This is a genomic window from Kitasatospora sp. NPDC098652 (assembly GCF_044760155.1).
Lineage (GTDB): Bacteria > Actinomycetota > Actinomycetes > Streptomycetales > Streptomycetaceae > Kitasatospora.
In genome coordinates this window covers 862,239-874,865 of sequence record NZ_JBIWAQ010000002.1, presented here as the reverse complement: position 1 = coordinate 874,865, position 12,627 = coordinate 862,239, and the positions used below count along the sequence as shown (strand labels likewise).

At 70.2% G+C, this 12,627-nt stretch carries 12 protein-coding genes; 3 read left to right on the top strand and 9 right to left on the bottom strand.

The annotated features are described in order from the left end of the window. The first annotated feature begins 59 nt into the window (after positions 1–59). Positions 60–1,523 carry an ATP-dependent nuclease gene (locus tag ACIQWA_RS07895; RefSeq protein WP_402479571.1) on the top strand — a complete coding sequence of 488 codons (1,464 nt, stop codon included), beginning with the start codon at positions 60–62 and terminating at the stop codon, positions 1,521–1,523. A 100-nt stretch (positions 1,524–1,623) separates the two neighbouring features. Here the strand turns inward: ACIQWA_RS07895 and ACIQWA_RS07890 are convergent, their stop codons facing one another. The 4 genes from ACIQWA_RS07890 to ACIQWA_RS07875 form a co-directional block, all read right to left on the bottom strand. Next, on the bottom strand, positions 1,624–2,601 hold the full coding sequence (locus ACIQWA_RS07890) for a hypothetical protein (RefSeq protein ID WP_402479569.1): 978 nt from the start codon (positions 2,599–2,601) through the stop codon (positions 1,624–1,626). Between the two features lie 131 nt (positions 2,602–2,732). Continuing rightward, positions 2,733–3,983 (bottom strand): tyrosine-type recombinase/integrase, encoded by a 1,251-nt coding sequence (locus ACIQWA_RS07885; RefSeq protein WP_402479567.1) that lies wholly within the window; start codon positions 3,981–3,983, stop codon positions 2,733–2,735. Beyond that, positions 3,983–4,174 (bottom strand): helix-turn-helix transcriptional regulator, encoded by a 192-nt coding sequence (locus ACIQWA_RS07880; protein ID WP_402479566.1) that lies wholly within the window; start codon positions 4,172–4,174, stop codon positions 3,983–3,985. Before ACIQWA_RS07880 ends, ACIQWA_RS07885 begins: the two co-directional genes overlap by 1 nt. A 250-nt stretch (positions 4,175–4,424) precedes the next feature. Then, positions 4,425–5,075 (bottom strand): helix-turn-helix domain-containing protein, encoded by a 651-nt coding sequence (locus tag ACIQWA_RS07875; RefSeq protein ID WP_402479564.1) that lies wholly within the window; start codon positions 5,073–5,075, stop codon positions 4,425–4,427. 448 nt (positions 5,076–5,523) lie between these two features. Between ACIQWA_RS07875 and ACIQWA_RS07870 the strand changes: the two genes are divergently transcribed. Both ACIQWA_RS07870 and ACIQWA_RS07865 read left to right on the top strand, forming a co-directional pair. Then, positions 5,524–6,390 carry a hypothetical protein gene (locus ACIQWA_RS07870; protein ID WP_402479561.1) on the top strand — a complete coding sequence of 289 codons (867 nt, stop codon included), beginning with the start codon at positions 5,524–5,526 and terminating at the stop codon, positions 6,388–6,390. A gap of 32 nt (positions 6,391–6,422) precedes the next feature. Then, positions 6,423–7,256 (top strand): aminoglycoside phosphotransferase, encoded by an 834-nt coding sequence (locus ACIQWA_RS07865; protein ID WP_402479559.1) that lies wholly within the window; start codon positions 6,423–6,425, stop codon positions 7,254–7,256. Positions 7,257–7,340: 84 nt separating this feature from the next. Here ACIQWA_RS07865 and ACIQWA_RS07860 read toward each other — a convergent pair whose 3' ends face one another. The 5 genes from ACIQWA_RS07860 to fxlM all read right to left on the bottom strand — a co-directional run bounded on the left by ACIQWA_RS07860 (position 7,341) and on the right by fxlM (position 12,620). Then, on the bottom strand, positions 7,341–7,826 hold the full coding sequence (locus ACIQWA_RS07860; protein ID WP_402479557.1) for an NUDIX domain-containing protein: 486 nt from the start codon (positions 7,824–7,826) through the stop codon (positions 7,341–7,343). Between the two features lie 32 nt (positions 7,827–7,858). Continuing rightward, positions 7,859–8,752 carry an aminoglycoside phosphotransferase family protein gene (locus tag ACIQWA_RS07855; protein ID WP_402479555.1) on the bottom strand — a complete coding sequence of 298 codons (894 nt, stop codon included), beginning with the start codon at positions 8,750–8,752 and terminating at the stop codon, positions 7,859–7,861. Next, positions 8,749–9,282, bottom strand: a complete 534-nt coding sequence (locus tag ACIQWA_RS07850) for an NUDIX domain-containing protein (protein ID WP_402479552.1) — start codon at positions 9,280–9,282, stop codon at positions 8,749–8,751. The genes ACIQWA_RS07855 and ACIQWA_RS07850 overlap by 4 nt, the downstream gene beginning before the upstream one ends. Positions 9,283–9,355: 73 nt before the next feature. Further along, entirely contained in the window at positions 9,356–10,534 is a 1,179-nt protein-coding gene (locus ACIQWA_RS07845) for a hypothetical protein (RefSeq protein WP_402479550.1), read from the bottom strand. A gap of 4 nt (positions 10,535–10,538) precedes the next feature. Continuing rightward, positions 10,539–12,620, bottom strand: a complete 2,082-nt coding sequence (gene fxlM, locus ACIQWA_RS07840; protein ID WP_402479547.1) for a methyltransferase, FxLD system — start codon at positions 12,618–12,620, stop codon at positions 10,539–10,541. Between the last annotated feature and the right edge of the window lie 7 nt (positions 12,621–12,627).

Here is a 12,627-nt window from a genome sequence, read left to right as displayed (position 1 = left end):
GCGGGCTGGACGCACCAACTACCGCAGAGCCGAGGCATGCTGACTGCAATGATGGACAGATGAGTCACGATGACAACGTTCGGCGCCTGGGCAAGAAGTTCGCAAACGCACGCTATCCGACGTTCGGACCCATGCTGACGGGCTTGCGCGTCCAGGGCTTCCGGGGCGTGCCGGACTTGATGCTCGAGTTCAAGTCACCCGTGACAGCGCTCTCAGGGCTCAACGGGACCGGGAAGAGCACGGTCGCACAGCTTGCCGCCGCAGGCTTCCGTCAGCCACCCGAACACGACTGGTACCGCTACTACGTCAAGCACTTCTTCCCGGTCTCGGTCGCTGACCCGGAGCCGTTCACCCTCGGCGCCCAGATCCAGTACCTCTACGCCGCAGAGAACGGCTTCCAGACGGTGACGGTAAGTCGATCAGCAAAGTCCTGGTCAGGGCAGCACCGGCAGCCTGAACGCGCAACCTACTACAGGGGGTTCGCGCAGTTCATCCCGAAAGTGGAACGGCGTGACCTGTCCATCTACGGGGCCGCCAGCCTGGAACTGGGGGAAGCGAACCCCCTTGATCCCACTGCGGCGCAGCACGTCGGACAGATCCTCGCTGTCCCATATGACCACCTGAGCTTCACCGAAGTCCTCACCACAAACAAGACAGCAACGCTCGCCATGGCGGGCCGCGGAGGACGGCGCTACTCCGAGAACCACATGGGGACCGGGGAAGGCCGAGTCCTTTACATGGTGAACACGCTTGAGACCGCACCACCCAAGAGCCTCGTGGTCCTCGAGGAGCCCGAAACCTCGCTGCACGGCGACGCCCAGGTCCGCCTCGCCAAGTACCTCGTCGAGGTCGCTCTCCGGCGAGGCCACCAGATCATCATTACCACGCACAGCTCCGCGATCCTTGGGCAACTTGGCCGAGACTCGGTCGTCTACCTGCGGCGCACCCCGACCGGCGATGTGACCGCTACCCACGGACTGAGCACGTACCAGATCGACTCGCACCTCCAACGGGAGGGCCGGACCCCCGATGGCATCACCGTGTGCGTCGAGGACGAGTTCGCACGCTGTCTCGCCAGCGAGATCTTCCGCACGGCTGACCCCGACCTTCTCGCCGGATGCTCCTTTCTCACGATCGGAGGAGGACAGGAGATCCCCGCTGCCGTGAAGCTGCTGCGCGGCGCGAAGGTGCGCGCAGTCGGCCTGAGCGACGGGGACATGCCGCACGACGGGACCGAAGGAGTGCGGACCCTGCCTGGGACAATTCCGCCGGAGAAGGAGGTCTTCTCGCATCCGGCGGTCAGGCACTACTTTGCCGCCACACCGTTCGAGATCGATCTCCACGAGGTCCTGGCCGGGGTCTCCGACCACCACGACTACGCGGGGACTGTGGCGGCCCGACTCATGATGGATGAACCCGCAGTCGTGAGCGTGGCCTGCCGGACCTATGCGGCGGCCCACAATTCGGGTGATTTCGACGAAATTGTTAGATTCGTCCGATCGGAAGTCGGAGATCGGCGCTAGGAGCTCTGTTCCGTACACCCCTCCGCGTCGACCCGTAGGCGGCGCGGAGCACTGAGAAGCCGACGGTGCGAGCCTCCAGAGGGGGCGCGAGGCTGACGCGTCAGTCTCCAAGCGCGATGTCGAATTGGTCGAGCCAGTGGACGTCGCCGTTGCCCGCGGTGGCGACGACGCCGGCGGTGAGCCAGATGAACGTGGGGAGGAAGTCGTCGCCGAGCTGGTCGGCGGCCTCGTTGACGGTGGCACCGGATCCGTCGGGGTGGCCGATGATGCCGGCGATGTGCATGACCTTGCGGCCATGGGCCGTGCCGAGCGACGCGCGGACCCAGTCGACGGCTGCGGAGGCATCGTCCGGGCTGAGTCCGGCTTCGCGGGCGCCCGAGAGCCAGCCCGTGAGGGCCCCGAAGAGGAGAGAGGCCATGAGGCCGGCGGCTTCCTCGCCTTCCGTCGCGGCTGCCCGGTCGATGCCGAGGACAACGCGCATCGCGATCCGGGGATCACGCCGGTCGATGATGGCGTTGATGACGTTCCGCAGGCTCTCCAGGGGTGCGTCGGGTTGGGGCCCCTCCGGCCGCGAGCGGTGACCGCGCTGGTGCGCCTTGACTGCGTCGGAGAACGCCTGGACTTCGGCGGCGCTGAACAGGTGTCGGGTGTCTTCGGTCACCACGTATCCGAGGTCCCGCCAGGCGTGGACGAAGGCCGGGTCGATCCCGGCCTGTTCGGCGATCACCGCCATCTCGCCGAGCATCTCGGTGATGCGATCCTCGGGCATCGGACGGGGTTCGTCGGCGTCTGGGTCGAAGAACAGCGGGTCGTCGGGCCCGGGTTCACGCCCGAACTTCTCCCAGAACCGCTGCAGCTGGCGCTGAACGGCGTCCTGGATGCCCTGCCCACTCTGGCTGTCGGGGTGCCAGGAGACCTCATGGCCTTCGTCGGTGCGGCGGCGCTGGACGAAGCGGGGGTCCATGTGTCGGTCGGCGGCGGTCTGGGCGTGCGACTCGTTGAAAGCCTCTTGCCGTTGCACCTCAGCGGCCCTGGCGCGGGCTGCTTCCCGCTGGCGCCGCGACTTCTTGTTCGACATGGCAAGTTCCTCTTCCCCGGACTCAGCTGTACGGAGCCTAGCGTCACAAGGAGGAGCTCCGCGCAGCCGAGCGGAGAGGCCCCCGCGCGGCGGCACGGAGACCTCCCCCAAGGTGTCGGAGCGGGTTAGTGTCAGCTGGTCAGGGCGAGTTGGCGGATCTGCTCGACCTCGACCTTCGGTCCGGGCAGGCCGCGGGAGGCGTTGATGTACGCGCTCAGCTGGGCGCCGGCGCGTTCGATCGAGCGCAGGTCCGGGTGGAGGTACCGCTGGGTCGTGGTCAGTTGGCCGTGTCCGGCGATGCGCATGAGCACGTGGGGCGGGACGCCGGCGTCGGCGAACCAGGTCAGCGCGGTGTGGCGCAGGTCGTGGCGGCGCAGATACTCGTAGCCGAGCCGAATGACGACATCGTCCCAGTGGGTGGCGTCGCGCAGCACGGCGGTGGTGATCCGGCCGCCGAGGGGGCCGGTGAACAGCCTGGCGTCGGGGCGGTTTCCGACCCGGGATATTCGCCAGGAGATGTTGGGACGCAGCTCCGGGATGATCGGGACGAGGCGGGAGCGCTTGCCCTTGGTGCCCTTGTCGATCAGTCCGCCGGGGGCGGTGGTGGTCTGCCGGCAGACCCGCCAGATCCACTTGTCGGTGTCGGTGTCGATGTCACCGGCGCGGACGCCGGAGACCTCGCCGATGCGGGCGCCGGTGCCGCCGGCGAAGCGCACGACGTCGCCCCAGCCGTCGTACTGGTTGTAGGAGGCGGCCACCAGGGCGGTGGCGAGGCGGTCGAGGGTGTCCCAGTCGTGCAGCGCGAGTCCGCGGGGGTCGTGCTCCTCGTCCTCGGCGGTCTTGATCAGCTTCTGCCAGCCGTGGAGGCGGGCAGGGTTGATCTCGATGATGCCGTCGCGGATCGCCTGCTCCATGATCCTGACCCACACCGCGATGGTGTTCTTGAGGGTCGAGATGCCGGCACCGTCGGCGATCCAGGTGTTGAGCGCACGGTCGGCGATGCCGGCGGTGATGCCAACGACTTGGAGGTGTCCGACGGTGGGCTGGACGCGAAGGCGCCAGCCGGCCATGTACGGAGCGTGGGTCTTGAGTTCGAGGCCGCGCATCGCGAGGCCCATCACGGAGTCGCCGTACTCCGAGAGGGAGGTGGTGGCGAGCTCGACGCTGACGCCGCGGCCGGCCGCCTTCACGATCCGGCCGAGCCAGTCCTTCGCTGCGTCCTCGGTCGGGAGCATGGAGGAGCGCGAGGGGCGCTTGCGCTTGTCGCTTGGGTCGGTCCAGCGAACCCGTGCGCGGTAGGGGTTGGGATTGCCCGGTCGGTACTCGATGTCGGTGTTGAGCTTGACGCCGACCGGGGCGTCTATCCGCTCGGGGGCCGTCATCAAGCCGCCACCTTCGGTACCACGAGGCAACTGGCTAGGTAGTCGGTGAGGTCTTGGTGTCGGTAGCCGATCCGGCCACCGATCTTGACGTAGGCCGGGCCGACATTCTCCCGGCGCCAGCGGCGCAGCGTTGCCGGACTGACCTTGAGGATCGCTGCGGCCTCGTCGGCGGTATGGAGGAGTGTGGACACACTCGAGGGCGAGCAGACACAGTCCCCGGTTGGAGGAGAGGAAGGCGGAAGCGCACTGAGTGCGGCCCGCGTCCGGACATGCGGCATTATGGGGCGAGCCCTCTCTGGTCGATAGCCAAGGGGTGGCTGGGTCTCCGGGGCGGACGGATGCTGCCAGGCGAAGGCCGTCTCGGAGACCGTCAGTTGTGACGGTGGGGGAAGCCGGGGAAACGCGGCAGGGTGCAACGAGGCCCCGAGCAGCGCGTCCGAGCTACCCGGAAATCGGACTGGTGGGGGCTTCGACGAACTCAAGCCCAGCCGGAAGCGGTGCCGGCTGGAGCCCGTTGGCACGCATCTGATCACGGACCGCCTTGAGTCGGGCGCAGTCCTCGTGGGCCATGCGGTCGAGTTCTTCCGCTTGGCGGGACAACTGCTCGTAGCGTGCTGAGCCGAGAGCCTGACGGGCCTGAACGCGGCGGTTGTGGGCTTCGCGGGTGGAGATCAACGCGGTGCGGACGTCGACGTCGTGTTCACGGAAGACGGCGAGCACGGCACGGGCCGAGCCGGACGGTGGTGCTTCGCCCAGATGGTCCTCGCCGGTGATCCACGCTGCTGCCTCCCAGACGGGGATGGTCACGTTGGGCAGGAGGTCGATGTCGGCCTGGTCAGCCAGCGGAATGAGCAGCGCCACGAGCGGCAGATCGAGGGCGTGTGCGAGAACGATTGCCTCCTCGAGCTTGAGCGAGTCCCGCTGCCCCTTCTCGATCTTGGTGATGGTGTTCGCGGCGATGGGCACGCCCCTTGCGTCGCATGCTGACGACAGGTCAGCCGTCGTCATGCCGAGTTGGCCCCGCCGCGTCTTGACCACTTGGGCGATCCGCGCCGTCAGCGCCGCCGGCCACTGCTCCTTGGAATCTGTCACAAGGGAAGAATACATGAGCCATCTTCTGCGTCCATGGCAGATGTGATAGATGTTTCTCGCACAGAGAACATCGCATGGGAGGGAATGTGCCGTGAACGCAGTTCGGACTGCCCGGCCGGGAAAGTGGTCGCCGGAAGCTCTCGCTGCCCTCCCGCCGGCGATCCCGCTGTCGGTGGCCAACGAGCTGCTCTCACTCGGCAGGACGGTTGGGTACCGAATGGCCCGTGAGCACTGCTACCCGGTCACCGTCGTTGAGGTGGGCGGCAGCTACCGCGTGATCACCGCGGACCTCCTCCACTTCCTGCGCCCACGAACCTCCCGAAGCGCGGCGTAGGACACCGAGCCGCCGGGCATCGTGGCAGCGGCGGAATGATCACGCCAACGCGCGGTGCTGCCTGCTCCGGGGTGTACGTCGCCACCGCGCGGGCGGGACGAAGAAAGGAACCGCATGTCAGACCACGAGCAGGTCGCACCGTCGGAGGACCGCCTGCCAGCGATGCTCGCGGCCAGGTGGGTGCTGAACGGCAGGACACCGCGCCAACACCAGGAACGGTACGCGGCCTTCCTCGACGTGATCGACGAGGAGTGCACGGCCGCAGCGATCATCATCGGCCTCGACACCCGCTACTTCGCCAGCCAGCACCTGCTCCCCGCCTGGCTCGAAGACGTCGCCTCCGGCTACGAACCCACGGCGGCCACCGCTCGCCTGCTCCGCCGGGAACTGGAGCACGTCGGCGACCGCCAGCCCGAGCGCGCACAAAGGCTTGAGGGCGCACTGGACCGAACCGGCCGCGCGTGGTCGCACATGCTCCAGGGCATCGTGCTGGCCAACGCCGGCGACATCGTCGCGATCTTCCATGAAGACCGACTGAAGCTCGGCCACGAGCTACGCACCCTCATCCATGCGGAACTCCCGTGCGCACGACTGCCGACAGACGAAGGCGACCTGCTGGTCGGGCGCGTCCCGGCCGTTCTCGGACTGTTCCTGACAGAACGCGAGCGCGGCCTGAACGGACTGATCCTGGACCGGGAGCACACTCACATGTTCGACACCGCTACGTGCGTCCTGTTCCTGCGTAATGTGGTCACCTTGAGGGGGTGGCCGGAGCTGGCCCCGTACGTCGAGGCCGACCTCAGCAACCCTGCATCGGTGGCAGACACAGGTGACGAGCCGGACTGGCCGCACATCGGGTTCGGCACCGGCTTCCAGGACCTCGGTCTGACCCGATCCGACCTGCTGCCCGCCCTGCAGGCGGCAATGAACGGGCGAGAGGTCCCCGTGGCCGGACCCGCCGCCCGCGGCCGGAGGGCGTAGAACCTGGAGGGCACAAGGAGGGGACAACGCCCGTGCAGCAGAACCTGGATGACCTGTCGACCGTCGACCTGGAGGAGGTCCTCGACAGCACGGAGAACCGCCTGGGCTGCACTGTCCAGCGGAAGGCCGGCCACTACTCGGCCCACAACGGCTCCGCCGGGTTCCCCACCGAGGCGGGCACCTGGGTCCGGCTGGCCTGGCGATGGCCAGACCGGCTGAACGGCCAACGCTGGACCGGCTTCGAAGCCGCCGCCGCCCTCACCGGCGTTCCCCGGCCCGAATGGTTCGCCGCGGCTTCCTGGACCGACACCCGGCACGGCGTGGTCTGGCGCGCGGACGAGATGACGCACATCCCGGCCCGGTCCATCTCCCACCGCGCCGACCTCAGCAGTGACCCGCACCTGCCCGAGCGGTGGTGGACCGACCTGCGCGCCGCCCTCGACGCGCTCGGCGCTCACACCACCGACCGCCTGTGCATGCCCCAGGCCCACCTCACCGGGCGCATCCGCGAGATCTACGGCGACACCGTCGACACCGCCGTCACCGACTGGGCCTGCGCCCACGGCGACCTCGGCTGGGCCAACCTGTGCGGCCCCGACCTCGCCATCCTCGACTGGGAGGACTGGGGCAACGCCCCCGTCGGCCTCGACGCAGCCTGCCTCTGGGCAGCCTCCCTCCCACAACCCGCCATCGCCGAGAAGGTCCTGGACCTCTTCGCCGACGTCCTGCAGACCCGGTCCGGACGGCTGTCCCGCCTCCTGCTGTGCGCCAACACCGCCCGCACCCACAAGCGAACCGGCACCCCGGGGCCGCACACCGACACCATGGCCCGGACCGCCGACCAACTCCTGGCCGAACTCACCTGAGCGAGCCGCGCGCCCGGCTCCCCGCCAGGAGGCGGGCAGGACTGCCTTCTCGCCGGTGGGTGGGCGGCGGTGGCGGCCGGCCACTCATGCCCCGACGTAGGCGCGCAGGTCCTCCGAGGCGCCCCAGCCGTAGGTGGAGAATCCCCGCCCGTCGCCGGTGAGGTAGGCGGTGAGGGCGGCGTGCGAGGTGGGGAACATCGGGGTGGGCAGGTTCTCGGCGTCCACCCAGAGGACGGCGAGGTGCTTGTCCGGCTCGGTGTTCGTCAACTCGCCCTGCCAGGACGTCGCGACGAACACGGAGAGCAGAAACGGGCCCTTGCCGTCCCAGCCGGCCTTGACCTGGATGGTGTGGACGAGCCGCAGGTCCTCGGGATCCACGACCAGCCCGCTCTCCTCGCGCAGCTCGCGGGCGGCGGCGTGGTCGAGGCGCTCGCCTTCCTCGGCCTTGCCGCCTGGGACGGTCCAGGCGGGCACCGTGGACCAGGAGTCGTTGGCGTAGTGCACGCCGGCGATCGTGCCGGCCTTCTGGTCGTGGACGATGACGCACACGGCCTGACGCAGGGACTGCATGGATGCTCCAAGAAGTAGGGGGCGGAGGAGGCTTAGAGGGCAGTGTCCGGGGTGCGCAGCAGGTCCAGGACCGTGCGGGCGTAGCCGAGGACCTCCTCGTCCCGGTGATGATCCAGGGCCCAGCGCAGCGCGGCCGGGCAGTCGATCGCGGCCCACGCCCGGCACGCCGCCAGCTCCCGCGCGGTGAGCTCACGCCCGTAGCCGGCGATGAACGCCGCTCGCAGGTCGGCCCGGTGCGGGGTGAGCTGGAGCATGACCCGCATGAGGTCCCGGCGCACCGGTTCTTCGGCCTGGCTGCGCTCGAAGTCGATCAGTCCGAGCGTCAGTTCGCCGCGGATGCCCTCGCGGCGCACGATCCAGTTCCGCGGGCCGAAGTCGCCGTGACAGTAGGCGAGGGGGGTGATCGGGGGTTCGGAGCGGGTGGCCTGCGCCAGGACCTCGACGTCCTCCTGGGTGAGTTGGGCGTCACGGGCGCGGGCGAGCGCCCGTTCGCGCTCCTCGGCCCAGGGAAGCCGGCCGCCGACGGGGGCGGTGGCCGTTGGATGGGCGTGGATGAGGGCCGCGAGCTGCCCGGCCTGCCGGTACACCTCCCGCTCCTCGGCTGCGGTGAGGGCGGCCCTGATGACCGGGGTACCGGCCAGCGCGGTGGTGAGGACGAGCAGCGACCGGGCGTCCTCGGCGAGCAGGTCCGGTGCCAGGCCGACACCGAGGGCCGGCGCGAGGACCCGGTAGGCGGTGGTCTCCCGCCGGTGCATGAGCACGTTCTTGTGGCGCTTGGCGAACAGACGGCGTCCGCCGGTGTCGATGACCTCCCACACGACCGGGTGGCCCGCACGGGCGAACGATCGCACGCCCACCAGCTCGTACCGCCCCGCGGTCGCGCGCAGCAGCCGGTCGACGTCCTCGGGGACGACTGCGGCGCTCACGCTGCCCACCCCAGGGTGGACAGGCAATGGCCGTGGCCGATCTCAGCGAGCGCGTGAACGGTGTAGGGCACCGTGGTGTCCGGGAGCTCGTCCAGCGGCCAGCGGCGAAGCGCGTGGCACTTGTGCGGCTCGGCGTTGCGGAGCAGGCCGTCGTAGCGGGTGGGTCGGAAGAACAGCTGGAGGCGGCTGCGGCCGTCGTCGGCGTCGAGGTGGTGCAGGGTGTGGACGAGTTCCAGGTCGGCTTCGGCGATGCGGATGCCGAGCTCCTCCTTGGCCTCGCGCGCCATCGAGCCGGTGACCCGTTCGCCGGGCGCCATGTGGCCGGACGGAAGGTGCCACATGCCGTTCGCGTAGGCGGTGTTGCGGCGGCGCCCGAGGAGCACGGTGCCGTCGACGACGAGGACCAGGTGGACGCCGACGACCAGGGTCAGCGGATCGGTCCCGGAGGGGTGAGACCCGGTGGTGGGCAGCCGGTGGGTGTCGCCGAGCCGCAGGTCGCTCTCGTCGCCGTCCCAGACGGGGTTGTCCATGAAGACCTCCAGACACGGTGGTGTTCGAGCACGCCATGCCGCACATCCGCCTCCCAGTCAGGGAAGTGCGCGGTCAGGGAGTCGAGTTGAGAGGATGCGTGGGAGTGGAGGTCACCGATGATGGTGCTGTTCGATTTCGCTGTTCAAGCGGATTTCCTCCGGGCGAGCCCGGGTCGAACGGGGACGTTTCGAGCACCTCCTGGGCACCGGCCAACGCCTCCTCCAGGACGCCGCGCAGGGCACCCGGCAGGGTGCCCGAGCCCAGCGTGCAGGCGGCGAGCGCCCGTTCGAGAGCCTCGCGCCGGGCCGGGTCGAGGTGCTGGCGGACGCTCTCGTGGCCGAGGAGGTCCCGTAGCGCGTAGCCGTCGCCGGATTCACCCGTTCGGCTGGTCAGCTGGGCGAGGAGGTTGCGCGTGCCGGGGGTGTCGGAGCCGGCCGCGTCGAGCGCGGTCAGCGCGAGGCGGGTGGTGAAGACGGCCAGGCCCTCGTCGGGCTCGAAGGCGAGGTAGTGGTCGATCGCGGTCTCGGAGGCCTGGTCGTCGCCGGGGCGGCACAGCGCGGTGAGGACGGCGGTGACGGCGTCCTCCCAGGCGCTGCCCGGCTTGGTGTCTTCCAGCAGGGTGCGGGCGGCCGGCAGGTCGCCGTTGGTGGCGGCGGCGAGGACGGCGGTCTGGCGGCCGTCGAACATGCGCTGGCCGATGCCGCGGTGCTCCTCGATGTGGCGCAGGGCCTCGGCCCAGCGGCCGGCGGAGGTGAGGGCGCGGGTGCCGTCGGCGAGGACGACGCGCCACAGCCATGCCCGGACCTCGCCGCGCTGCGCGTCGGTCTCGGTGAGCCGGGCGGGCACCAGGATCCCGTCGACGGCGGTTTCGGTGCCGGTGCTGACCGCGCGGTAGAGGTCGAGGAGGAGCTGGTGGCCCTGCTGGTGGTGGTCCGCGCGGATTCGGAGCCGGGCGAGGTTGACCAGGGGTTCCAGGCCGCGGATGGCGCTCATCGCGGGGAGCGGGCCGCGGGTGAGGTAGAGGGTGGCGTGGCGGTGGCACAGCTCGCGCGCGTAGTCGGGCAGGCCGATGTCGGAAGCGAGGAGGGCGGCTTGGTTGAAGACAGTGGATGCCTCGCCCGGGTCGCTCTGCCGGGAGGCCGTGTCGGCCAGCTGCTGGAGCCGGCCGACACGGGCGTCGAGAGGCAGGCACACGGGCCGGGGCCTGGCGACCAGCGGGAAGCGCTGGGCTATGGGTCCGGTCGGGTGCACGCGGCTACTCCCAGATGACGGTGATGGGGTGGTCGGGGCGGTCCAGGACAAAGCGGCCGGCGGCCGGATCGGCGACGGCGGGCGCGTCCGGGAGCTCGAAGCGCAGGGCCCGGTCACGGAAGCCCGCGTTCCAGGTGCGGAGCTGTTCGGCGACGAGGTCGGCGAGGGCGGCGCCGCCGGGGCCGTGGCCGACGACGCCGGTCTCGTAGGTCTTGCGGCCGTCGCTGCCGGGCTCGGCGGCGCGCAGGGTGAGATAGGCGAGGGAGCCGTCCTGGACGGTGGCCATGGCACCCCAGGGGAGCATGGGGGTGACGCCGCGGTCGCGGGCGTCGCCGGTCACGCTCATCCGCATGATCGAGTGGGGCAGGGTGAGGGCCAGCCAGAGGTCGTGGAACTCGTAGGTGGTCCCGGCCGGGACCGTCACGCCGGTCCAGACCTCGTGGCGCTCGGTGTCCAGGATGCCGAGCAGCAGGTCGGCGTCGACCGTGTCGCTCTGGTCCTTGTGGACCTGGAGGGTGACGTCGCCCTGGCTGGTGAGGGCCACGGTACGGCGTTCGTCGTCCATGCTGCCGCGCAGCGGCATGAAGACCGCGAGCTGGTCGTCGATGGACACCCAGGCATCGCCGCGGCGTTCGAAGGCGATGACCCTGCCAGCGGTGCCGCGCAGACGCAGCGGGACGACGATCCGGCCGCTCGGCTTGACCTGCTGGAGCCAGGCGGTGGGCATCTCGCTGGTGCTCACGGTGGCGATGACCCGGTCGTACGGAGCCCCTTCGGGGTGTCCGAGGGCGCCGTCGCCGAGGACCACGGTGACGTTGTCGACTCCGGCGTCGGCGAGGTGCTTGCGGGCGCCGTCGACGAGGTCGTCGTCCACGTCGACGGCGACCACGTGCCCGCCGGGGCCGACGATGGTCGCCATGTAGGCGGCGTTGACGCCGGTGCCGGCGCCAGCCTCGAAGATCCGCTCACCGGGCTGGGCGGCGAGCTGCTCCAGCATCATGGCGACGATCGCGGGCTGGGAGGCGGCGCTGATCCGGGTGCCGGAGCCGTCGGTCTTGGTGTAGGTGAAGTTGTCCGCGTAGGCGGCTTCGAGGGTGAACCCGGGCAGGAAGTGCTCGCGGCCGATGCTGCGGAAGGCGTGCTCGACCGGGGTGCTGGTGATGTGCTTGCCGGTGAGCAGGCGCTCGGTGAGGGCGTCGCGCAGCTGGTCGGCGGTCGGGGTGTCGGTGCTGTCGCTGAGAGTAGTCACGTGGGCGACCCTAGTGGTTGTGCGGATGGTGGGCTGCGAGGGCTCGGGGCTCTCGCCGGAGTGGAACACTGCGGCCACCGCCCGTGCGGCGGTGGCGGATTGGTGGTCGACGGGCATGCCGGACCTGTTGGCGTGGAAGAGGACCTGGTGGGCGAGGACGGCGCGCAGGCCGCGGGTGAGGCGGCCCTCGCGATGCAGCCGGACGAGGTCCTGCCCGGCCTTCTCGAAGGCGCCGACCCAGTCGGCGTGCCCGGCGAGCGGTTCACCGGGGCGGGTGAGGTGGCGGGTGTCGACGGTCATCAGCCGGCGCATCGCGGCGGTCAGGGTGGCCACCCGCTCGGGTGCGAGGGTGGGCGGTTCGGGCCGTAGGTCGGCGAACCTGCTCCAGACGGAACCCTGTTCGTACCAGTCGAGGCCGGCGGCGCGGAGCATGGTGGAGACGAGGACGACGAAGGTCTCGGTCCGCCCGAGGGCGGGCGGGTCGGCCTGGGCGGCGCGGTTCAGCAGGTGCCGGCTGTCGGTGTGGAAGAGCCGGTGGGCGGTCTCCATGCCCTCCTGCCCGCCGAAGGCGTCGGTCTCCGGCTCGTAGACCACGGTGGCCCAGCCCGTGAGGAGGCCCGCCTCGGTGAGGTTGTCGAGGAGCGCGGTGACGACGGGGGCGGGGGTCTCGGCGCGGTAGCGCAGCCGCATCCCGCCCTTGCGCATGTACCACCAGCCGTCCAGGTCGCCGGAGTTCTGGGCGAAGTCGAGGGCGGGGGCGAGGTGATGGGCGGCGGTCTGCTCGACCGTGGCCGGGTCGGGGAATGTGAGGTCGTGCTCGATCCAGGTGTCGGTCATCGGTCGG